The organism is Streptomyces sp. NBC_01197, from assembly GCF_036010505.1.
Taxonomy (GTDB): Bacteria; Actinomycetota; Actinomycetes; order Streptomycetales; family Streptomycetaceae; genus Streptomyces.
Genome location: NZ_CP108569.1, coordinates 6932142 through 6953545 on the forward strand (window position 1 = coordinate 6932142; position 21404 = coordinate 6953545).

Below are 21404 nucleotides of genomic sequence, written 5' to 3' on the forward strand. Positions count from 1 at the left end.
ATGATCTTGTTCGCCGTGCCCTTGCCGCGAAAGCGCGGCTCAGCAGCCGGGCGGCGGCCCTTCGGCGGTAGCGGCTCATCGACCAACCACCGCATCATCGCCATGAGCTGGGTCAGGGTGGGGCACGTCCAGTCGACTGCGTTCCCGGTGCAGTACGACAGATACAGGGCGATCCGGCCGGCATACGTGCGCTGAGTGTTGTAGGCCCGGTCGTTGCTCCTGAGTCCCGCCAGCCAGGCGCACGCCTCGATGTGCAGCTCGAAGGCTTCGTTGACGACGACCCAGTGCGTAGACCCGTCGCCCGATATGGCCCGCTCAGCTCGATAACGCCGGTACAGAAGAGCAGACGTAGCCAACGTGCCTAATACCCCTTGGATACCGTTGAGGCAAGTACAGAACTACCCTACTTGTCTTGCATGCCTGACCTCATTCAGGCGCCCAAGATAACCTCGGCCTGTCCGCCGATCTCGAAGTGCGCGGAGAGACGATCGCCCGCGTTCCGGCCCATGTCATCGTCCCGGCCGGCCACCGCCTGGCCGGCCAGGCGGTGGTGGACTTGACCGAACTCGCCGCTGAGCCACTGGTGTTGCTCGACCTGCCCTACAGCCGGGACTACTTCCGCGCGCTCGTGGCGGCCACCGGCACCGCACCCGAGGTGCGATACCGCACCCGGAGCTATGAGACCGTCCGCTCCATGGTCGCCAGAGGTCTCGGCTATTCGGTGCTGAACCAGCGCCCCGCGACCAGAGAGACGTATGGCGGCGGAGAGGTCGTGGAGTTGGAGCTGAGTGAGCGATACCCACCGCTGGAACTCAAGCTGGCAACGGTGCAGGGCGTGACGCAGACCGCCCGTGCCCGGGCGGTCATGGAGACGGTGCGGGAGATGGCGGCCGGCACCATCCCGGTGACCTGACGTGCTTCAGGCAGGGCTTGTCCCCCCTGTCCCTCCGTGATCCCACGGAGGACGGGACCGACCCCGAACAGCGGGCGCTGATCGACCAGTTCACCGCGTCTCTGGGCCCCGGGGAGCCGATGACGTACTGGACGGCGCGTGCACGCTGATTCTCACCGAGGCCATCCCCACCATGGCCGGTCTCGTCATCGCGGCGGGCACCGGCCTGAGCCCCAGCCTGTGGCGCAAACAGTACGGAGACTGGACCCAGAAGGAGATGGCTTCCCTTGAAGTCACCGCCTTCCTGCTCGCGGAGCACATCAACCGCATCACCGACGATCCCGGCTTCGCCACCCGCTTGATCACCGAAGCCCTGTCCAGTTCGGACGGAGCCTGACGAGCCGGGACAGGCGGCGGTGCGCCGCCCGCCATGGAAGGTCCTAACCGGCCCCGGGGAGGGCCTGTTCGGTCCAGATGGTTTTGCCGGAGCGGGTGTAGCGCGTTCCCCACCTCTGGACGAGTTGCGCGACGATGAACAGGCCGCGCCCGCCTTCGTCGTCCTCGCCGCTGTGGCGCAGATGCGGTGAGGTGTGGCCCGTATCCGCGACCTCGCACACGAGGGTCCGGTCGCGGATGAGGCGCACCTGGAGCGGCCCATCGGCGTATCTGACCGCGTTGGTCACCAGCTCGCTGACGATGAGCTCGGTCGCGAACGACAACTCCTCAAGTCCCCAGTGGTGCAGTTGTGTGGTGGCCAGCTCCCGGGCATGGCCCGCGGCGGACGGTTCCGCGGGCAGCTCCCATTCGGCGACCTGCGAGGCGTGGAGTTCGCGGGTGCGGACGAGCAGCAGGGCGGTGTCGTCGGCCGTTGTTCCGTCCGGCAGGAGTTCTGCCACAGCCCGGTCGCAGAGCTCTTCGAGCGACGCGTGGTGGTCGCGCAGTACACGGCCCAGGGTGTGCAGCCCCTGATCGATGTCGCGGTCGCGGGCCTCGACCAGGCCGTCGGTGAAGAGAGCCAGCAGGCTGCCCTCCGCCAGCTCGATCTCCATGGACTCGAACGGCAGGCCGCCGAGACCCAGCGGCGGCCCGGCCGGCAGGTCCGGGTAGGACAGCCGGCCGTCCGGATCCACGATCGCCGGCGGCAGATGCCCGGCCCTGGCCATCACGCAGCGCCGGGAGACCGGATCGTAGACCGCGTAGAGACAGGTCGCCCCGGTGGTCACATCGGCGTAGGCGCTGTCGGGTGTGGCCGGATCGACCCACTGCTCGTCGGCCGACTGCCCCACCAGGTCGTCGAGCCGCGACAGCAGCTCGACAGGGTCCATGTCCAGCTGGGCGAAGGCGCGTACGGTCGTACGCAGCCGTCCCATGGTGGCGGCTGCCTGCAGGCCGTGGCCGACCACGTCCCCGACCACGAGTCCGACCCGGGTTCCGGACAGGGGGATGACGTCGAACCAGTCACCGCCGACCCCGGTCACGTCGTCCGCGGGCAGGTAGCGATGGGCCAGGTCGACCGCTGACTGCTCCGGGAGGTGTTGCGGCAGCAGCCGGCGCTGGAGGGCCAGGGCGGCGGTGCGTTCACGGGCGAAGCGGCGAGCGTTGTCGATGGACACCGCCGTACGGGCGGCCAGCTCGTGGGCCAGCGCCACTTCGCCGCTGTCGAAGGGGGCCGAACCGGTGTCGCGGATGAAGGTGACGAGCCCCAGCATGCTGCTCTCGGTGCGCAGTGGCACGACCAGGGCCATGTCGTCGAGTACGAGCCCGCCCGAGGAGAGGCTGCGGTCCTGCGGCGAACCGGGCCGGTACTCGACGGGTGCGTGGTTCACGAGGGGAGGGGGAGAAGGCTGCCGGCCGGGCTCCCGCTGTCCTGGCTCCCCCTGTCCGGCTTCCTCGTGGTCCCCGGCCGGGCGGCGGGCGACCCGCACCAGCGATATCGCGGCCGAGTCGCTGGCGGGCGGCACCTCGCCTTCCAGTACCGCCCTCGAAAGGTCGACCGTGACCGTGTCGGCGAACTCCGGTACCGCGACCTCGGTGATCTTCTCGGCGGTGGCCAGTACATCGAGGGCGGTGCCGATGCCGCGGCCGGCCTCGACGAGCAGGGCCAGCCGCTGCTGTGCCCGGTACCGATCGGTGATGTCGAATGCGTCCTCACACACCCCGAATACGTGTCCGTCGGCGTCCTGGAGCCGGTAATAGGCGCAGGACCAGAGGTGGTCCGTTTCCGGGTCGCTGGGCGGCCGGCCCAGGAAGTGCAGGTCCAGAAATGGTTCTCCGGTGTCCAGCACTTGACGCATGACCGCGTCGAGAGTGGGCGGGTGCCCCTTGGTCACGAATCTTCCCTCGGAGTACATCTCGTCGGCCCGAGAGCCGCGGAACTCGGCGAACGGCCGCCCCATCTCCTGTTCGTACGCCGCATTGCACCAGGCGAGGCGGAGGTCGGTGTCGTAGATGGCCAGCCCGACGGGTGACTGGGTGGTCAGTCCGTGCAGCAGGGCCAGCCGGGATTCCCACAGCCGGAGATCCTTCAGCTCCGTCGCGACGAGGACGCGCTCCGCCGTGCCCGCGTCCGACAGAGGGCACACCGCGGTGGCGACGATCAGCTCACGCCCGTCACGGTGCCGGGCGGCGCGGATCTCGTTTCCGCGGAGCCGGGGAGGGAGGGGAGGGCGGGGCCGGGCAGAGGGTGCCGGGCCGGGTGACAGGAACGTGGTCAGGGGCCGGCCGAGGATCTCGTGCGGCTGGTAACCGAGAAGCTGCTCCGCAGCGGAGCTCCATCCGATGACCGTGTCCTGGGCATCGAGGACCACCGTGGCTGCCCTGGTGATGTCGAGGGGACCACGAAAGTCCGTACTGTGCTCCGTGTTCCATACAGTCATGGCGCCATACCAGCCCCGTTCATCCCTTACAGAATCCGCTGTCCCCGGGGCAGGCACAACCGCGGCTGACCATCAGGGGTGGGACGGTGCTCCCACCCATGGCCACACAGGCGCTTTGACGCCGCCCTCGGTCCCGGACGCGAAGTTCTGGACGTCGGTGAGATCTGGGCTGAGTCCGGGCCGTGTCGGAGCCTCGCCGAGCATGAGAGGGGTGATCCGGGAGTGGGGGTGAGCCCTGCCTTTATTTATTCTCAAGGGTTGACTAAAAAGTTGGCGGCCTCGTACGGTGCCGATCGGCGGCCGGCCAGTCCCGAACGCCCCGGCGCCGTGCACTCTTCCCCCCTTGGAGCCGCCCATGGCAAGCCGTGATCCGCTGCACCCGAACATTCTGGTCATCCTCAGCGACGACCAAGGCCATTGGGCGCTGGGCTGCGCGGGCAACGACGAGATCATCACCCCGCGCCTCGACGCGCTCGCCGCCGGAGGCACCCGCCTGGAGAACTTCTTCTGCACCTCCCCGGTCTGCTCTCCGGCGCGGGCCAGCCTGTTCACCGGGCAGATCCCGTCCCGCCACGGGGTGCACGACTGGCTCTCCGGCGGTCATGCGGGGCAGGACGGTGTCGACTTCCTGGCCGGGCAGCGCCTGTTCACCGACGACCTGGCCGCAGCCGGATACCGTCTGGCGCTGTCCGGCAAGTGGCATCTCGGTGCGAACGACCGGCCCCGGCCGGGTTTCACCCACTGGTACTCCCACGAAAGCGGCGGCAGCCCCTATCACGGTGCACCCATGTACCGCGACGGCGTACCTGCCCCGGCCGATGGCTACCTCACCGACCTGCTCGCGGACGACGCGGTGGCCTGCGTACGGGCCGAGGCCGGCACCGACGCCCCGTTCTACCTCTCCCTGCACTTCACAGCTCCGCACAAGCCCTGGAAAGGCCAGCACCCGCCCGACATCGAGAACCTTTACGCCGACTGTGCCTTCGACAGCTGCCCGCAGGAGCCGGCGCATCCCTGGCAGCCTCTGGTCGACGGGGTGCCTGTCGGAGGCGAGCCGGATGTGCGTGCGGCCCTCGTCGGCTACTTCGCCTCGGTCACCGCTATGGACACCGGCATCGGGAGGGTGCTCGACACACTGGCCGAACAGGGGCTGACCGACAGCACCCTCGTCGTCTTCTCCAGCGACAACGGGTTCAACTGCGGCCACCACGGCATCTGGGGAAAGGGCAACGGCACCTTCCCGCAGAACATGTACGACAGTTCGGTCAAGGTACCCGCGATCATCTCGCAACCGGGGCGGATCACCGCGGGTCAGGTGCGCCAGGAACTGCTGTCGGCCTACGACTTCGCGGCAACGCTCCTGGAATGCGCCGGCCTGGACCCCGAGCCGTACGAACAGGGCCCGGGCAGCTCCTTCGCGGGTCTGCTTCTCCGCGACGGAGTGTGGCGGTCCGGAGAGCGGCGGTCCGCACCGGCCCGGCCGGTGGTGGTCTACGACGAATACGGGCCGGTACGGATGATCCGGACCACGGACTGGAAGTACGTCCACCGCCACCCGTACGGCCCACATGAGCTCTACCGTCTGTCCGAGGACCCGGGCGAGCGGGTCAACCTGGCCGACGCCCCGGCCCACCGTGAGCAAATCAGCGCCCTGCGGCGGCAGTTGGACGCCTGGTTTCTGGAGCACGGAGAACCTGAACGGGACGGGAGCCGCCTGCCGGTCACCGGGGCGGGGCAGTCCGCGCCGCTCGACGACGACCCGACGGGAGCGTTCGGCGCCCCGGACTGGCAGCTGCGGTATCCGCCGCTCAGCCCGTCCTGAACGGAGGGCGTACGGTCGCGGACCCGGCCCCGCCCGCAGCGCGCTCTGCCGACGCATCGGGAACACCCGCTCACCGGCTTCGCCGGGTGCGACTTCTCGTACCTGCGCTCAGCGGGCAGGCCCGGGGCCGGGCGGGCGGACTCAGGCCGGTTCGGGTCCGCTCGTCTTGATGATGCCGAAGACGCCGCCCTGCGGGTCCTGCACCAGCGCCATCCGCCCCGCCATCATGTCGAAGGGCGGTGTGAGGACATTGCCGCCGGCCCGTACCAGCGCGTCGACCGTGCTGTCGGTGTCGTCGACGGCGAAGTACGTCAGCCAGTGCGAGGACACGTCCGGGCGCGGGCTCTCCACGTTCACGAGGCCCTGCATACCGCCGACCATACGGCCGTCCACCGACAGCGCGAAGTATTCCGGCGCGCCCTCCATGGGGGCGGCTTTGAGACCCAGCACCTTGGCGTAGAAGGGTGAGGCGGCGGCCGGGTCGGTGGTGTTGACCTCGTTCCAGATGACCGCCCCCGGCTCGTTGACGATTCCGGCGCCGGGGAAGTCCCGGGCCTGCCACAGACCGAAGGCGGCGCCCGTCGGGTCGCTCGCGACGGCCATCCGGCCGAGCGTGAGCACGTCCATGGCGGGCATCGTCACCTGGCCTCCGTTGTCCGTGATCGCCCTCTCGGCGGCACTCACGTCGGTGGTGGCGAGGTAAGTGGTCCAAGCGGCCGGGGGCGCCGGGTCGGGTCTGCTGCCGTCCGGGTTCATCGCTGTCATGATCCCGGCGACGGGCTTACCGTTCAGCGTGCAGACGGCGTATCCCCCGGTCTCGGGGGACCCCGCCTCTCCCTGCCAGCCGAACAGGTCACGGTAGAAATCGAGAGCAGCTTGCTGGTCGGGGACCAGGAGATCGACCCAGCAGGGGGTGCCGGGCGTGTACGGACTGGTGACATCGGGCATGACGGTCCTCCGTGATGGTGGTGTTCCCACCGCTATCCCTGCCCTGGCAGGGACAGCGGTGACGTTGGAACCCGTGAACATCACCCGACCGTGGACCGGGCTGCCCCGGCGGGCCGGCCGGCCCCGGCCGCGCCCGGACGGCCCTCCTGCTCACGAGTCCGGCCCCGCCCCGGACCGTCCGGACCGGGGCCGAACTCCGGCAGAGCTGCGCCGTACTCGTGATCCTGACGCGGTCAGGCCGAGCCGGAGCTCTTGAGGAAGTCGGCGCCGAATGCCTTCTCGATGCCGCTGACCACTGCGGAGTCACTGACGATCAGGCCGAGTTCGCGGTTGTGGTTGAGCGAGTTGTCGGAGAAGTTCTCCGAGCCGGCGAACACCTTCGCGGAGGACGTGCCGTAGTCGGCGACGATCGCCTTGGCGTGGATGTAGTAGCCGGTGGAGCTGGTGTAGGTGGTCACCTTGCCGCCCGCTGCAGTGACCTCCTCCAGCTCCTTGCTGTACTTCGAGGACTGGTTCTCCGCGACGACGCGAACGGTGACGCCGCGCTTCGCGTCCGCGACGACCGCATTCACCAGGGCGGAATCACCGAACTCCTCCTCCTGGACATCGAGGCTGCTCTTCGCCCCGGAAACCAGGGCCAGCAGGTGGCTCTGCGAGTCGGTGGGCGACCACACCAGGTCCGTACCGTCGGACGGGGTCACCGAGGTCTTCGCGTAGTCGGCGTCGAAGACCTTCTCGATCGCGGCGACGTCGGCCTGGTCGGTGTCGAAGACGCCGTAGTCACGCGAGGTCGAGTAGTACTTCGTGTCGAAGTTGCCGGTGCTGATGTACGACGTGGCGCCGTCGACGGTGATCGTCTTCTGGTGGGTGTAGACGTACGCCGATGACGAGTACGTGACCCCGGCACCGGCCGAGGACAGTGCCTGGTAGGCGGCCCCGTCGATGGACGCGTGCTGGGAGTCGAAGACCACGCGGACCTTCACGCCCGCCTTCTGCTCCTTCACCAGATCGTTGACGAGGGTGGTGTCGCGCAACTCATAGATCGTCAAGTCGACCGACTTCCTGGCCGAGTTGACGAAGTCGTAGATCGCGCCTTCCTTCTGGTCGGGAAGGACCACCAGGGAGTAGGCGCTCGCGGCGTGGGCGGTGGCGGGCAGGAAGGCACATGCAGCGGCCAGGGCGCCTGCGGCCAGGGTGGGCATGAGGCGGTGTGTGGGGTTCACCGGGGCTCCTGTACGTAGTCTCGTGGGGGGCGCGCGCAACGCGCGTAGCGCATCCCAGTAGGGCACAGCGCCGAGGCTCGCTGAAGCTCAGTTGAGTGAACAGAGGGGCAGCGTTGTGTAAAGCGCCACGGACTTCACACCGGCATCAACTGCCCCAAGGGGTTGTGCAGTTGGCGTACCTCTGTCCGACGGAACCCGGCCGGTCGGCAGTCCGTCCGGGTGGCGAGCCACAACCTTCTGTTGTACGCATAGGGTGGTCGTATGGATCTCGACGCCGTGCGCACCTTCGTCGCCGCCGCGGATGCCGGCCAGTTTCAGGAAGCCGCCACTGCGCTCTCGATCACCCAGCAGGCCGTCTCCAAGCGCATCGCCGCGCTGGAGAAGGACCTGGAGGCACGCCTGTTCACCCGCACGGCCCGCGGAGCCCGGCTCACGATCGACGGCCAGGCCTTCCTGCCCCACGCCCGCGAACTCCTGCGGGCGGAAGAACGGGCCGACGCGTCGGTGCGTCCCGGCCGGCGTGCTCTGCGCATCGATGTCGTCAGCCGGCGGATCGCGCCCGCAGTGCTTCTGCAGGACTTCCACCGCATGCGTCCCGGGATCGAGCTGGATGTCGTGGCCCTGCTGAGCGCCGACGTCGATGCGGCCGTCGCCGCCGTCGAGGCCGGGGCGATCGACGCCAGCTTCCATGCTGTCGCCCCGCAGCAGCGGCTGCCGGAAGCGATCAGGAGCGCCCGCGTGATCGACGAGCCGCATCAGCTGCTCGTCGGGCCCCGCCACGCACTCGCCAGCGCCCGCACCGTCACGCCCGCGCAACTGGCCGGACACCGAATCTGGATGCCCGGCATCGCTGCCGGGACCGAGGTGGCCGGGTACTTCGACGAGCTCGCCGCCACCTTCGGGCTCGCCATCGACTTCATCGGACCCGTCTTCGGCAACGAGGCTCTGCTGGCCGAGATCGCCGACTCCCCGGAACTGGCCACCCTCGTCGGCGAAGGTACGCGCTACCTGTGGCCGGACAGCTACGACCTGCGGCGCATTCCGGTGCGCGGCCCGGCACTTATCTACCCGCTGTCACTGATCTGGCGGGACGACAACCCCCACCCCGCGCTCGCCGAATTCCGCGAGTACCTCGATGCCAGGCGGCGGAATCCGCCCGACACCGAGGTCTGGACACCGACATGGGCGCAGTGGTCAGCCTCCAGGGCGTGACCCGGACAGTGGCGCGCCCGGACCCGTCGGGAGAAGACGTGCGTACTGGTGCCGCCAGGGAGATGCCTCCTCCAGCTGGGCGCTGAGCGAGATGAGGGTGGTCTCGTCGGCCGGGCGCCCCACCAGGGAGACCCCCACGGGTGTCCTGCCCTGTGACCAGTACAGCGGTACGCTCACGACCGGCTGGCCCGTCATGTTGTACGGGCTGGTGAAGGCGCTGAAGGCGCTCTGACGCCGCAGGTTGACGAGGGGGTCGCCGGTCTCGGCGAAGAACTCCACCGGCTGTGGCAGCGAGGCCAGTGTCGGGGTGAGGACGACGTCGTAACCGGCGGTCGCCTCGACGGCGCGGCGGCCCGCCCGCTGCATGCCGGTGATCGCGGCGGCGAAGCGCTCAGCGGTGACCGTCCTCCCGTACTCCCGCCAGGCGCGGGTCACCGGGCGCAGCAGCTCCTCGGCCTCGGCTTCCACGGTGTAGCCCAGTGACTGCACGCCCCAGACGGCGGTGAAGAAGTCGCCGAGCTCGGGACCGAACGGCGTGGGGATGTCCTCGACGTCATGTCCGAGCTCCTCCAGGAGCCGCGAGGCGTGCTCCCAGGCCGTCAGGCACCTGGGGTCGACGTCCACGCCCAGCGCCGCGGGCTTCGCGTACCGGCCGATACGCAGCCGGCCCGGGCCGCGGTCGGCGTGGGCCAGGAATGTCTCGCCCGCCGGAAGCGGTGGCGCCCAGTGCGGATCGCCCGGCATGGGCCCCGACAGAACGTCCAGCATGGCTGCGGCATCCCGTACGGTTCGGGCCAACGGGCCTTGCACAGCAAGGCCGTTGACCTCGGACCCGGCCGGCCCGGAGCTCACCCGGCCACGGGACGGCTTGATGCCGAACAGCCCGCAGGCGCTCGCCGGAATGCGGATGGAGCCGCCGCCGTCACTGGCGTGTGCGATCGCCACCATGCCGAGTGCCACAGCGACCGCCGCCCCGCCGCTGGAACCTCCGGCGGACAGAGCGGGGTCCCAGGGGTTGCGGGCGGGGCCCGTCAGGTCGTTGTCGGTGTAGCAACAGCAGCCGAATTCAGGGGTGTTGGTCTTACCCAGGCTGATCAGGCCGGCCTCGCGCAATCGCGTCACCGTGTGGGCGTCCACCTCCGGGACGGATTCGGCGAAGGCCCGGGAGCCGTACGTCGTGCGCACACCGGCGGTGTCGACCAGGTCCTTGACAGCCGTCGGTACGCCGAACAGCGGTGACAGACCCACCTCCCCGAGCCGTTTCTGCGCCGCTGCGGCCTGCGCGACGGCCTCATGGTGGTTGACGGTGAGAAACGCTCCGTAGCGGTCGTTGAACTGCTCGATACGGGCCAGTTGGTGCTGTACGAGTTCCAGGGGGCTGACCTCGCCTCTGCGTACGGCGGCGGCCTGGTCGAGGGCGCTGAGTCCGTGGAGGCCGTTCCCCGGCTGCGGGGGCACCGCGGCATCTCCCGTCACTTCCGTCATACGCTGAGCTCCTTCATCCCGGCGAGTTGCTGTGCCACCAGACGCTCGTGGGCCTCGGTGTCGCGGCGCGCTTCACGTGGGCGCCAGCGGCCGGTCATCACGAAGACGCACGGCAGGAACAGCACCTGTCCTCCCAGGCAGACCCACCACCAGTTCTGCCACTGACGCGCGTTGTGTGCGGCGGCTCGCTGTACCTCCGGGCCGTGTTCGCGCAGGATCGTCAGTTGTGGAGCGGCCTTCCGGACGGTCTGCAAACCTCCGGCGCCGACCTCCTTCACCGCCCGCGCCAGCAGTGGTGCGGGTGCCTTGCCCGGGGGATAGGAGGAGAGCTGCGCGAAGAGCTGTGGATGGGCGCGTGTGATGGCCAGGGCGGGGGCGGCCTGTACGGAGGCCTGTTTGACCTCCGTACCGTGTTCGATGAGCGGGGTCACGGTGCTCACGACCAGCGGCAGGCAGGCCGCGGAGGCGGCGACCGTGATCCGTATGAGCCACCCCCACACGGCCAGCCCGGTCGCGATGGCCGCGGGGTTGTGCCGCTCGACCGTCTCGGTGAAGCTCGCCATCCACGGCGAGTACGCGATGCCGCTGGTGGCACCGATGCCGGCCACGATGAACGCGAAGGTGTAATAGCCCGTGTGCGGCCGGGTGGCGTGCAGCACGAACGCGAGGGTGAAGCCGATCGAGCCGAGCGCACCGGCCAGCATGAACGGCTTGCGGACCCGCAGCCGGTCGGAGACGAGTCCGGCCGCCACCAGGAAGACCGCATTCGTCCCCCAGTACCAGTTGAGCAGGGAGTTCGTGCGCTGCGCGGAGTATCCGAAGTCCGTGGCGAAATAGACCACGAAATTGCCGACCGCGGAGAAGTACAGCAGCAGGTAGAGGCTGATGGCGAGGGCCGAGCCGAGGACGTCGAGGCGGAGCATCTGGCGCCACTGCCCGTGCAGGGCCGACTCGGCGTCGATCCCCTTGGCGCGGGCCTCGACCAGGGCGCGGTCGCGCAGGCTCACCATGATCTGGCCGCGCAGCGCGGGGGCGAGTTCCCGCAGACCGAGGAGCGCGGCCACGAACACGACCAGGCCGGCGGCCCCCGCGTACCGGATCTCGTCCTGCCAGGTCGTGGAGCCGGTGAAGGTGCGGCCGGTGACCGCAGTGACCACGAGACTTCCGACGACCGGGCCCATCGTCCAGTAGCCCATGGCCGACGCGCGGCCGAGCTGCGGCGAGAAGTCGCGGATCAGGGCAGGGGTGGCCACCAGGATCATGCCCTCGACGAGTGCGACGCACGCGTAGACGACCAGGTAACTCACCTTGCCCGGCGCGTTCGGCAGGGCGAATGTGGTGAGCAGGCCGACCAGGAGCAGGCCGTACACCGCGATGTTCGCCCGTCCCCAGCGGTCGGCCAGCCCGGCCACCAGGGAGGCGAAGGCGCCGACCGCGTTGGCGGCCACCGAGATGTAGACGAAGTACAGGAACGTCATGTGGTAATGAGTGATGATGGCCGTCGACACGGCGTACTGGATGTAGAGCTGGTAGTACAGAACGACGGTGGCCAGCACCACGATCGCCAGATACCAGTAGCGACGACGGCTCTCCGGATAGTGATCAAGCCGGCGGTTGCCCAGACCCCTCAACGCTGAAGTGAACGTCCGGCCCTCCGGCCGCGCTGTCGCCGCCGGTGACGGAACCGTCATCCTGGCCTCCCTGCCGATGAGTGCGTACGCCTTCGCGCGCCGCATGGCCGGGAGGGTAGTACCGACTGGTCGGTACGGAACAGGGTGCGGACAGGATTCGTGGCTGCGAGTGTGGCCGGCTCGGTGAATCGCGGGGTCGGTGAATTGGAAGGGGTTCTGACTACTTGGCGGCGGTCCCCGTGCGGTCTGCGATGTGTGGTGGGGCTGGGACGCCGGGGACGAGCAGGGGGACCGGTTCGACAGCGCCCCAGGCGGTGGGGAGGGGGAGAGTGCCGGCCCATATGCCCAGTTCGGCGTCGGAGCGCTCGCCGTCGTCCGGGGGGCCGGTGCGATCTTCACCGATGCCTCGTCGAGGGAGAGGGCAAGCAAGGCGGTGGCCGCCAGTTCCTTGCGGCTCGGACGACGGGCGTAGTCCCACTGGCCCGGTGAAGGCCACCGCCGAAGCCCTGCTCCAGCACAACGAGGACCTCCCCCGGATCGACTGATGCGACGGGGGCGCGCCCGCCCGCCGCTCAGGCCGAGAAAATGCGCGCGATGAAGAAGGCGGAGAAGAAGAGGGCGCCCAGCAGGATGAGCCCCGCCCACAGCCTCGGGTGTTCCCACATGCCGCCGTCGGGCCGTTCTTCGTGGGCTTCGGCGATACAGCCCTCGGCCGGCGGTGTCTCGCCGGGAGGCGTAATGACATCAACCATGTATCCATCGTGAGTCCGTACGAGGCTATCCGCATCCGGTGGGTGCACCTGGAGGCGGCAGCGGCGTGTGCGTCCCGAGGGCGGTGCGGGCCTCGTCGTAGCGGCGCGTGACCAGGCGGGCGAGCGCGTCGTGCGTGCCGAGCGGGGCGGAAGTGAGGCAGGCACCGGAACGGGCGGCGCGGCGGGCGAAGAAGCCCGGGCTCAGCAGGTACTCGGCGACGGCGACGCGGGAGTGGCCCTCGGAGCGAAGCGCGGCGACCGCCTCGGCGGGGGTGGGGCCGGCGGCACAGAGGTAGGCGGGAACGACTTCGTCCGGGCCGGGGAGGTGTTCGCGCAGCAGTGAGGCCATGGCCGCGGTGTCGGCGTTGGCGCCGGGATCCGTGGATCCGGCCGCTGCGAGTACGACCGGCCCGTCCCCGGCGCGCCATCCGGCGTCGGTGAGACGGCCGGTGAGGGCCTCGGCCAGCAGCGGGTCCGGGCCGAGCGCGCGGGCGACCCGGGAGTTCAGATGCGGCGCTGCTGCGAGGGCCCCGGGGATGTCGACGCGTACGTGGTATCCGGCACCGAGGAGCAGCGGTACGACGACCACCTCACCGCTCAGCCGGGCCAGCGCCTCCGGCAGGGAGGGCGCGACCAGGTCGAGGAAGCACAACTCCACGCGCAGGCTGGGACGGAGAGCGCGTACCCGGGCGGCCAGCGCCCCGGTCACCGCGACACCCTCGGCGTCCCGGGTGCCATGGGCCACCGCGAGCAGGGTCGGCGGAACGCGGTGGGCGGGGCCGGGACAGGCAGGCACGGTCATGCTGCCGCCAGCCGGTAGCCGCGCTTGGGGACGGTCCTGACCAAGTCGCTGTGCGGCCCGAGCGAGGCGCGCAGCCGGCCGATCGCGGCCTCCACGGCATGCTCCTCCGCATCGGAGTCCGCCCAGGCGCGGCGCAGCAGTTCGGCGCGGCTCAGCACCCGGCCAGGCTTCTCCGCCAGTGCGCGGAGCAGCGTGGCGCCCTTCGGCGACAGCCAGTAGTTCTCCCCGTCGACCAGCAGCGCGCTGCCCTGGAGCACCAACGCCCGCCCTGCGACGTGGAGTTCCTGGCGGCTGCGTCCGGGAAGCGTCTCGGTGAGCGTGCGGACCAGCGCGCCCAGGCGGCCGCGTTCGGGCCAGACCACCGGCAGCCCGGCGTCCAGCAGTGGCCGGCCGCAGACCGGGCCGACGCAGACCGGCAGTACGTCGCCGGACATCGCCTCCAGCACCAGCTTGTGCAGGCCGTCGGCGGCCGCGGTCTCCAGGAAGGCGGTGATCGCGGGCGCGCTGGTGAAGGTCAGCGCGTGGACCTCGCGGCGGACGGTCTGCTCGACCAGCCGTCGGACCGGGCCCGGGTCCTCCGGCGGAGCCCAGCGGTAGACGGGGACCGGCACGACCTCGGCGCCGCGCTCGCGCAGGGCCGCGCTGAAAGCGGTGAGTGGCAGGCCGTGCTCCTGCACCGCGATCCGGCGGCCGGCCAGCGGCTGGGCCAGCAGCCACGTCAGCAGTTCGCCGGTGACTTCGCTCCCGGGGGAGTACGCCTCGTCGAGCCCGCTGGCGCGGACCGCGCCCGTGGCCTTCGGGCCGCGCGACAGTACGACGGCGTTCCGGCAGGCGGCGGAGAGTGCGGCGCCGCGCCCCCAGCCGTCGGCCGCGCTCATCCAGCCGCGCCAGCCGACGCCGGTGGTCGCCACGACGTAGTCCAGCGGCGCGGTCAGGCACAGCTCGGTCGCCCGGCGCAGCGCGATGTCGTCCTCCAGCGGGAGGATGCGCAGCGCCGGCGCCTCGACCACGCGTGCTCCGCGCCTGGTCAGCAGTGCGACGAGCTCGTCGCGGCGGCGGGCGGCGGTCACGCCGACGGTGTAGCCCGTCAGCGGGCCCGTCGGCGCGGTCGGAGAGGGGATGCCGGAGCTGCTCATGCACGCAGACTCGGCCCGCCCGGTTACCGGGAGGTTGCCCAGCCGTCACGCCCGCGTGAGATAACGCCGTGCGGTGTTACGGCGCATGTCCGCGACCGCACCCCGTCCCGACCGCGGTGTGAGCGACGCGTACCGCGGGCGCAACACGGGTGAGAAGGCTGCGTAACGACCGGCGGTCAAGGTCGAAGGCATGACGACCACCACCGACACCCACTGCCCGTACTGCTCGCTGCAGTGCGGGATGCGCCTCGCCGCGGCCGACGGCGCCGAGACGCTGGTCGTCGAGCGGCCCGGGTTCCCGGTCAACCGGGGCGCGCTCTGCGGGAAGGGCCGGTCCGCCGCGGCGCTGCTCGGCCCGGCGAGCCGACTGAGCACACCGCTGGTGCGGGAGCGCGGCGAGCTGCGGGCGGCGAGCTGGGACGAGGCGCTGGGCCGGGTCGCGCGGGGTTTCGCGGCGATCCGGGCCGAGCACGGCGCCGACGCGGTCGGAGTCTTCGGCGGCGGCGGCCTGACCAACGAGAAGGCGTACCAGCTGGGCAAGTTCGCCCGGGTCGCACTCGGCACCGCCAACATCGACTACAACGGCCGCTTCTGCATGTCGTCGGCCGCCGCCGGGAACAGGATCGCCTTCGGCCTGGACCGGGGACTGCCCTTCCCGCTGGATGACATCCCGCGCACCGAGTGCCTCATCCTGGTCGGCAGCAACCCCGCGGAGACGATGCCGCCCGCGCTGCGCTACTTCCGTGAACTGCGCGAGAACGGCGGCACGTTGATCGTCGTCGACCCACGCCGCACCAGGACCGCCGAGCAGGCCGACCTCCATCTGCAGCCGGTGCCCGGAAGCGACCTGGCACTCGCGCTCGGCCTGCTGCACCTGCTGATCGCCGACGGGACGGTCGACACCGAGTTCATCGAGGCGCGCACCACCGGTTTCGGGCAGGCCCGCGCCGCGGCGATGGCCCACTGGCCGGAGCGCGTCGAACGGCTCACCGGCATAGCGGCGACCCAACTCCGGGAAGCAGCCCACCGATTCGGGCGGGCCCGGACCGGCATGGTGCTCACCGCGCGGGGCCCGGAGCAGCAGAGCAAGGGCACCGACACCGTCGGCGCGTGGATCAACCTCTGCCTGGCTTCGGGCAAGGCCGGCCGGCTGTACTCCGGGTACGGCTGTCTGACCGGCCAGGGCAACGGACAGGGCGGACGGGAGCACGGTCAGAAGGCCGACCAGCTCCCCGGCTACCGCTCGATCGAGGACCCGGCCGCACGCGAGCACGTCGCCCGCGTCTGGGGGGTGGACCCGGACACCCTGCCGCGCTCTGGCCGTTCGGCCTACGAGCTGCTCGACAGCCTCGGCGCGCCGGGGGATGACGGCGTACGCGGGCTGCTGCTGATGGGCTCCAACCCCGTCGTCTCAGCCCCGCGAGCGGCCCATGTGACGCAGCGGCTGCGCTCGCTCGATCTGCTCGTGGTCAGCGACCTCGTGCTCTCGGATACGGCGCAGCTCGCCGACGTCGTCCTGCCCAGCGCCCAGTGGGCGGAGGAGACCGGCACGATGACCAACATCGAGGGCCGGGTGATCCTGCGGCAGCGGGCGGTGGACGCGCCCGACGGCGTACGCGGAGACCTGTGGCTGATGCGCGAGCTCGCCGAACGGCTGGGCATCGAGCGGGGGTTCCACGACGATCCCGAGACGGTCTTCGAGGAGCTGCGCCGCGCGTCGGCCGGTGGCCAGGCCGACTACGCGGGCATCAGCTACGACCGGATCCGCGCCGGGGACGGTGTCTTCTGGCCCTGCCCGGCCGATGACCACCCCGGCACACCGCGGCTCTTCCTGGACGCCTTCGCCACGCCGGACGGCCGCGCCCGTTTCGCCCCGGTCACCCACCGCCCGGCGGCGGAGGAGCCCGACGCCGAGTACCCGCTGTACCTGACCACGGGGCGCGTGCTCTCGCAGTACCAGAGCGGGGCGCAGACCCGGCGGGTCGAGGCGCTCAACTCCGCAGCGCCGGGGCCGTTCGTGGAGCTGCACCCACTGCTCGCGCGGCGGCTGGAGGTGGCCGAGGGGGAACTGCTCGCGGTCACCTCCCGGCGCGGCCGGGCGGTCGCGCCCGCCCGGATCACCGATGCGATCCGGACGGACACGGTGTTCATGCCCTTCCACTGGCCGGGAGCGGGCCGGGCCAACACACTCACCAACCCGGCGCTGGACCCGACATCGAAGATGCCCGAGTTCAAGGTCTGCGCGGTGCGGGTGGAAGCGGCAGGCGCCGGAGCGGTACGGGCCGGAGCACTACCGGCCGGAGCGGCGCGGTCCGATCAGGGGGAGCCCGTATGAATGCGCGACGGAACGACAGCCTGAGTGGGCGTCATATCGCGGTCGTCGGGGCCGGGATGGCCGCAGCACGCTTCGTCGAGCGCTACCGCGCCCTCGGCGGGACCGCCCGGGTCACCCTGTACGGGGCCGAGGCCCGCGCCCCCTACAACCGGGTGCTCCTCGCCGATGTGCTGACCGGACGCTACGACGCGGAGGCGATCGCCCTGCCGGCCGGCGGTGCTCAACTGCGGCTGGGCATCGAGACCGTTGCCGTGGACCCCGCCGCGCGCACGCTGACGCTGGCCGACGGCCGCCGCGAGGCCTGGGACGAACTCGTCCTCGCGACCGGCGCCAACCCGCTGCTGCCCCCGGTACGCGGCTTGCGCCGCCCCGACGGCACCGGACTGCGCGACGGCGTGCACGCCCTGCGCACCCTCGCCGACTGCGCCCGGCTGGCCGAGGACGCAGGACGGGCGCGACGAGCGGTGGTCATCGGGGGCGGGGTACTCGGCGTCAGCGTCGCCCGGGCGCTGGCCGCGCTCGGCCTCACCGTCGAGATCGTGCACCAGGGACCGCATCTGATCGAGCGGCAGCTCGACGCCGAAGCGGCAGCCGCGCTGCGCGCCGGGCTGCGCCGGCTGGGCGTCGAAACCTATCCGGGCAACCGCGCCCGTGCGGTCGTGGACCGGGGTGCCACCGACGGCGCCGCCGTCGAACTGGCCAACGGCTACCGCCTCAGCACCGACCTGGTGGTGCTCGCCTGCGGTGTCCGGCCGCGCACCGCGCTCGCCCACGCAGCAGGGCTGGACGTCGGTACCGGCGTCGTCGTCGACGACGCGCTGGCCGCATCCGAGCCGCACGTGTACGCCATCGGCGACTGCACCCAGCACCGCGGCGCGGTGCACGGCCTGTCCGAACCGGCCTGGGAACAGGCCGACGTACTCGCCGCCCGGCTCTCCGGCGCGGACCCCGGGGCGCGCTACCGGGGCGCGCGCCCGCTGTCCCGGCTCAGTGCAGGACCGCTGGAGTACGCGGCCTTCGGCGAGGCCCACCTCGACGCCGACGACCTGGCCGCCGATCCCGGACTGGACGTGCTGCGACTGACCGACGCGACGCGCGGCACCTACAAGAAGCTCGTGCTGCGCGGCGGGCGTCTGGTGGGCGCGATCCTGCTCGGCGACCTGGCCACCGTGGGCGAGCTCGCCCTCGCCTGCGAACGCGACGACCTCATCTCCGACCGGTCCCTGCACCTGCTCACCCCTTACGGAGCCTCCTGATGACGCAACACCGGACATCCGCCAGGCTGCCCCGCCGGCTGAAGGATCTCGTCCTGATCGGCCACGGCATGGTCGGTCAGCGCTTCCTGGAGGCGCTGACCGGGCAGCCCGGGTCCGCAGCCTGGCGGATCACCGTACTCGCCGAGGAGCCGCGCCCCGCCTACGACCGGGTCCACCTGACCTCGTGGTTCTCCGGCACCGGTGTCGAGGAGCTGTCGCTCGCTCCGCCGGGCTTCCTGACGGAGCACGGCATCGACCTGCGCCTCGCCGACCCGGCCGCCGCGTTCGACCGGGCCGGGCAGACCGTCACGACCGCATCCGGCGATGTGCTGCACTATGACGCGCTGGTGCTGGCCACCGGCTCGTACCCGTTCGTGCCGCCGGTCCCCGGCCGGGACGCGGCCGGCTGTCACGTCTACCGGACCATCGAGGACCTGGAGGCGATCCGGGCCGACGCAGGCCGGGCCGGCATCGGCGTCGTCGTCGGCGGCGGTCTGCTGGGCCTCGAAGCGGCCGGCGCGCTCATGGCGCTCGGCCTGGAGACGCACGTCGTCGAGTTCGCGCCCCGGCTGATGGCCCTCCAGGTCGACGAGGGCGGCGGGCAGCTGCTGCGCCGCAAGATCGAGGACCTGGGCGTCCACGTCCACACCGGCGCCGGCACCCAGGCCATCCTCACCAGTGAGGACGGCCGGGTGCGCGGCATGGGGCTCTCCGACGGCCGCGAACTCCCGGCCGGTCTGGTCGTCTTCTCGGCCGGCGTACGACCGCGCGACCAGCTGGCCCGGGAGAGCGGCCTGCCCGTCGGCGAGCGCGGCGGCATCGTCGTCGACGAGCGCTGCCGCACCAACGACCCGCACGTCTACGCCATCGGCGAGTGCGCGCTGGCCGCCGACGGCAAGGTCTACGGACTGGTGGCCCCCGGCTACGCGATGGCCGCCACGGCCGCCCGCTCACTCGCCGGCGAGTACCGCGACGAGGACGCCTTCACCGGTGCGGACACCTCGACCAAGCTCAAGCTGCTCGGCGTCGACGTCGCCAGCTTCGGTGACGCGCACGGCGCGACCGATGGCGCGCTCGACGTCCTCTACAGCGACAGCCGCTCCGGCGTCTACAAGAAGCTGGTCATAGGCCGCGATGGGCAGCTGCTCGGCGGTGTGCTGGTCGGCGACACCGAGTCGTACGGCCTGCTGCGCCCACTGGCCATCGGCGGCAAGCCGCTGCAGACGGCCCCCGAGCAGCTGGTGCTGCCGGCCGGACTCGGCCCCGCCGGGCCGGTCGCGCTGCCGGACGAGGCCGTGGTCTGCTCCTGCCACAACGTCAGCCAGGGCCAGATCCGCGCCGCCGTCCGCGAGCAGGGCTGCACCACCGTCCCCGCGGTCAAGAAGTGCACCAGCGCGGGCACCGGGTGCGGCAGCTGCGTCAAACTGCTGGGCTCCATCGTGACCGAGGAGCTGGAAGCGAGCGGCGTCAGCGTCGACACGAACCTGTGCGAGCACTTCGCGCACACCCGCGCCGAGCTCTACGAGATCGTCCGGGCCACCGGGATCACGTCCTTCTCGGCCCTGATCGACGGGCACGGCAGCGGGGAGGGCTGCGACGTCTGCAAACCGGTCGTCGCCTCGATCCTGGCCGGCGCGGACAACGGCCACATCCTCGACGGCGAGCAGGCCGCGCTGCAGGACACCAACGACCACTTCCTGGCCAACCTCCAGCGCAACGGCTCCTACTCGGTGGTGCCGCGGATCCCGGGCGGAGAGATCACCCCGTACGGCCTGATCACCATCGGCGAGATCGCCCGGGACTTCGGGCTCTACACGAAGATCACCGGAGGGCAGCGGATCGACCTGCTCGGCGCCGGAGTCGACCAGCTGCCCGCGATCTGGCGGCGGCTGGTGGACGCGGGCTTCGAGTCCGGCCACGCGTACGGCAAGTCGCTGCGCACGGTGAAGTCCTGTGTCGGTGAGACCTGGTGCCGGTACGGCGTGCAGGACTCGGTCGGCCTCGCGATCGAGCTGGAGCTGCGGTACCGGGGCCTGCGCTCGCCGCACAAGCTCAAGTCCGCCGTCTCCGGCTGCGCACGCGAGTGCGCGGAGGCGCAGGGCAAGGACTTCGGCATCATCGCCACCTCCGCCGGCTGGAACCTCTACGTCGGCGGAAACGGCGGTATGACGCCACGGCACGCGGACCTGCTGGCTGCCGACCTGGACCGGGAGACGCTGATCCGCAGTATCGACCGGTTCCTGATGTTCTACATCCGCACCGCCGACCGGCTGGAGCGGACCTCCGTCTGGCTGGACCGCGTCGAGGGCGGTCTGGAGCATGTGCGGGCGGTCGTCATGGACGACTCGCTGGGCATCTGCGACGAGCTGGACCTGCAGATGGAGCGTCACATCGGCGGCTACCGCGACGAATGGGCCGCCGTGCTGGACGACCCCGAGCGGCTGCGCCGCTTCGCGTCCTTCGTCAATGCCCCCGGCACGCCCGACCCTGCCGTGGCCTTCATGCCGGAGCGCGGCCAGATCCGGCCGGCTCGCCCCGGCGAGAACGAGCAGAACCACGCCCCGGCCCTGGTGGCCGGGGCCCGACTGGAGGTGCGTACCGCATGAGCACACTGGTGGAGATCTTCGACGGCACGGCGTGGACGCCTGCCTGTGACTACCGGGACCTGATCCCCGGGCGCGGGGTGGCCGTGCTCAGCGAGAGCGGCGAGCAGGTGGCGGTCTTCCGCGACCGGGCGGGCGCGCTGTACGCGGTCGACAACCGCGACCCGTTCAGCGGCGCTTACGTGATCTCACGCGGCATCCTCGGCAGCCGGGGTGACGCCCCGACCGTGGCGTCGCCGATGTACAAGCAGGTCTTCGACCTGCGGGACGGCCGCTGCCTTGACGAGGACACCGCCCCCGACGGCACCCCGGCGGAGCTGCGGGTCTGGCCGGTACGGGCCGGAGCGGCGGCGGCCTCACAGCTGGTCGGAGCGGCCGTGCGCGAGCCGTAGCACGGTTGAGCGGCGACGGAGTGACCCGCGAAACCCGCC

The 21404-nt window shown here is 71.1% G+C and carries 15 protein-coding genes and 2 pseudogenes; 8 read left to right on the top strand and 9 right to left on the bottom strand.

The window, feature by feature from the left end:
• Window positions 1-472 precede the first annotated feature (472 nt).
• Both OG452_RS31830 and OG452_RS31835 read left to right on the top strand, forming a co-directional pair.
• A complete protein-coding gene (locus OG452_RS31830; RefSeq protein ID WP_327299001.1) occupies window positions 473-913 on the top strand; it encodes a LysR substrate-binding domain-containing protein in 441 nt (146 codons plus the stop codon).
• 56 nt (window positions 914-969) lie between these two features.
• A pseudogene (locus tag OG452_RS31835) lies at window positions 970-1289 on the top strand (hypothetical protein); the annotation flags it as partial.
• A gap of 43 nt (window positions 1290-1332) precedes the next feature.
• Here OG452_RS31835 and OG452_RS31840 read toward each other — a convergent pair.
• A complete protein-coding gene (locus tag OG452_RS31840; protein ID WP_327299002.1) occupies window positions 1333-3768 on the bottom strand; it encodes a SpoIIE family protein phosphatase in 2436 nt (811 codons plus the stop codon).
• Window positions 3769-4123: 355 nt separating this feature from the next.
• Here OG452_RS31840 and OG452_RS31845 point away from each other — a divergent pair, with 355 nt between their 5' ends.
• Window positions 4124-5590: a sulfatase-like hydrolase/transferase gene (locus OG452_RS31845; protein WP_327299003.1), complete on the top strand. Its 1467-nt coding sequence runs from the start codon at window positions 4124-4126 to the stop codon at window positions 5588-5590.
• A 141-nt stretch (window positions 5591-5731) separates the two neighbouring features.
• Here OG452_RS31845 and OG452_RS31850 read toward each other — a convergent pair whose 3' ends face one another.
• Both OG452_RS31850 and OG452_RS31855 read right to left on the bottom strand, forming a co-directional pair.
• Window positions 5732-6538, bottom strand: a complete 807-nt coding sequence (locus OG452_RS31850; protein WP_327299004.1) for a VOC family protein — start codon at window positions 6536-6538, stop codon at window positions 5732-5734.
• A gap of 233 nt (window positions 6539-6771) precedes the next feature.
• Window positions 6772-7761, bottom strand: a complete 990-nt coding sequence (locus OG452_RS31855) for a phospholipase D-like domain-containing protein (RefSeq protein ID WP_327299005.1) — start codon at window positions 7759-7761, stop codon at window positions 6772-6774.
• A 261-nt stretch (window positions 7762-8022) separates the two neighbouring features.
• Between OG452_RS31855 and OG452_RS31860 the strand changes: the two genes are divergently transcribed.
• Window positions 8023-8973: a LysR family transcriptional regulator gene (locus OG452_RS31860; protein WP_327299006.1), complete on the top strand. Its 951-nt coding sequence runs from the start codon at window positions 8023-8025 to the stop codon at window positions 8971-8973.
• Here the strand turns inward: OG452_RS31860 and OG452_RS31865 are convergent.
• The 6 genes and pseudogenes from OG452_RS31865 to OG452_RS31890 form a co-directional block, all read right to left on the bottom strand.
• Entirely contained in the window at window positions 8956-10458 is a 1503-nt protein-coding gene (locus OG452_RS31865; RefSeq protein WP_327299007.1) for an amidase, read from the bottom strand. The genes OG452_RS31860 and OG452_RS31865 overlap by 18 nt on opposite strands.
• The gene (locus OG452_RS31870) at window positions 10455-12194 is read right to left on the bottom strand and encodes an MFS transporter (RefSeq protein ID WP_327299008.1); all 1740 of its coding nucleotides are present in this window, start codon (window positions 12192-12194) and stop codon (window positions 10455-10457) included. Before OG452_RS31870 ends, OG452_RS31865 begins: the two co-directional genes overlap by 4 nt.
• A 115-nt stretch (window positions 12195-12309) precedes the next feature.
• A pseudogene (locus OG452_RS31875) lies at window positions 12310-12599 on the bottom strand (pyridoxamine 5'-phosphate oxidase family protein); the annotation flags it as partial.
• A gap of 62 nt (window positions 12600-12661) precedes the next feature.
• Entirely contained in the window at window positions 12662-12841 is a 180-nt protein-coding gene (locus OG452_RS31880; RefSeq protein WP_327299009.1) for a DUF6480 family protein, read from the bottom strand.
• Between the two features lie 25 nt (window positions 12842-12866).
• Complete coding sequence (locus tag OG452_RS31885; RefSeq protein ID WP_327299010.1) at window positions 12867-13643, bottom strand: sirohydrochlorin chelatase; 777 nt, start codon at window positions 13641-13643, stop codon at window positions 12867-12869.
• Window positions 13640-14779 (bottom strand): uroporphyrinogen-III synthase, encoded by a 1140-nt coding sequence (locus OG452_RS31890; protein ID WP_327299011.1) that lies wholly within the window; start codon window positions 14777-14779, stop codon window positions 13640-13642. Before OG452_RS31890 ends, OG452_RS31885 begins: the two co-directional genes overlap by 4 nt.
• A gap of 190 nt (window positions 14780-14969) precedes the next feature.
• Here OG452_RS31890 and OG452_RS31895 point away from each other — a divergent pair, with 190 nt between their 5' ends.
• From OG452_RS31895 to nirD, 4 genes are read left to right on the top strand one after another with little or no spacing between them, the layout of a single operon-like run.
• Entirely contained in the window at window positions 14970-17114 is a 2145-nt protein-coding gene (locus tag OG452_RS31895; protein ID WP_327299012.1) for a molybdopterin oxidoreductase family protein, read from the top strand.
• Window positions 17111-18370, top strand: coding sequence for an NAD(P)/FAD-dependent oxidoreductase (locus tag OG452_RS31900; RefSeq protein ID WP_327299013.1), 1260 nt, complete (start codon window positions 17111-17113; stop codon window positions 18368-18370). The genes OG452_RS31895 and OG452_RS31900 overlap by 4 nt, the downstream gene beginning before the upstream one ends.
• Window positions 18370-20976, top strand: coding sequence for a nitrite reductase large subunit NirB (gene nirB, locus OG452_RS31905; RefSeq protein WP_327299014.1), 2607 nt, complete (start codon window positions 18370-18372; stop codon window positions 20974-20976). Before OG452_RS31900 ends, nirB begins: the two co-directional genes overlap by 1 nt.
• On the top strand, window positions 20973-21365 hold the full coding sequence (gene nirD, locus OG452_RS31910) for a nitrite reductase small subunit NirD (protein ID WP_327299015.1): 393 nt from the start codon (window positions 20973-20975) through the stop codon (window positions 21363-21365). Before nirB ends, nirD begins: the two co-directional genes overlap by 4 nt.
• Window positions 21366-21404 lie beyond the last annotated feature (39 nt).

Coding starts and splice junctions, on each gene's coding strand:
- OG452_RS31865 (WP_327299007.1), bottom strand. CDS start 10,458: ATGACGGAAGTGACGGGAGATGCCGCGGTGCCCCCGCAGCCGGGGAAC.
- OG452_RS31845 (WP_327299003.1), top strand. CDS start 4,124: ATGGCAAGCCGTGATCCGCTGCACCCGAACATTCTGGTCATCCTCAGC.
- OG452_RS31890 (WP_327299011.1), bottom strand. CDS start 14,779: ATGAGCAGCTCCGGCATCCCCTCTCCGACCGCGCCGACGGGCCCGCTG.
- OG452_RS31860 (WP_327299006.1), top strand. CDS start 8,023: ATGGATCTCGACGCCGTGCGCACCTTCGTCGCCGCCGCGGATGCCGGC.
- OG452_RS31895 (WP_327299012.1), top strand. CDS start 14,970: ATGACGACCACCACCGACACCCACTGCCCGTACTGCTCGCTGCAGTGC.
- OG452_RS31900 (WP_327299013.1), top strand. CDS start 17,111: ATGAATGCGCGACGGAACGACAGCCTGAGTGGGCGTCATATCGCGGTC.
- nirD (WP_327299015.1), top strand. CDS start 20,973: ATGAGCACACTGGTGGAGATCTTCGACGGCACGGCGTGGACGCCTGCC.
- OG452_RS31840 (WP_327299002.1), bottom strand. CDS start 3,768: ATGACTGTATGGAACACGGAGCACAGTACGGACTTTCGTGGTCCCCTC.
- OG452_RS31880 (WP_327299009.1), bottom strand. CDS start 12,841: ATGGTTGATGTCATTACGCCTCCCGGCGAGACACCGCCGGCCGAGGGC.
- nirB (WP_327299014.1), top strand. CDS start 18,370: ATGACGCAACACCGGACATCCGCCAGGCTGCCCCGCCGGCTGAAGGAT.
- OG452_RS31870 (WP_327299008.1), bottom strand. CDS start 12,194: ATGCGGCGCGCGAAGGCGTACGCACTCATCGGCAGGGAGGCCAGGATG.
- OG452_RS31850 (WP_327299004.1), bottom strand. CDS start 6,538: ATGCCCGATGTCACCAGTCCGTACACGCCCGGCACCCCCTGCTGGGTC.
- OG452_RS31885 (WP_327299010.1), bottom strand. CDS start 13,643: ATGACCGTGCCTGCCTGTCCCGGCCCCGCCCACCGCGTTCCGCCGACC.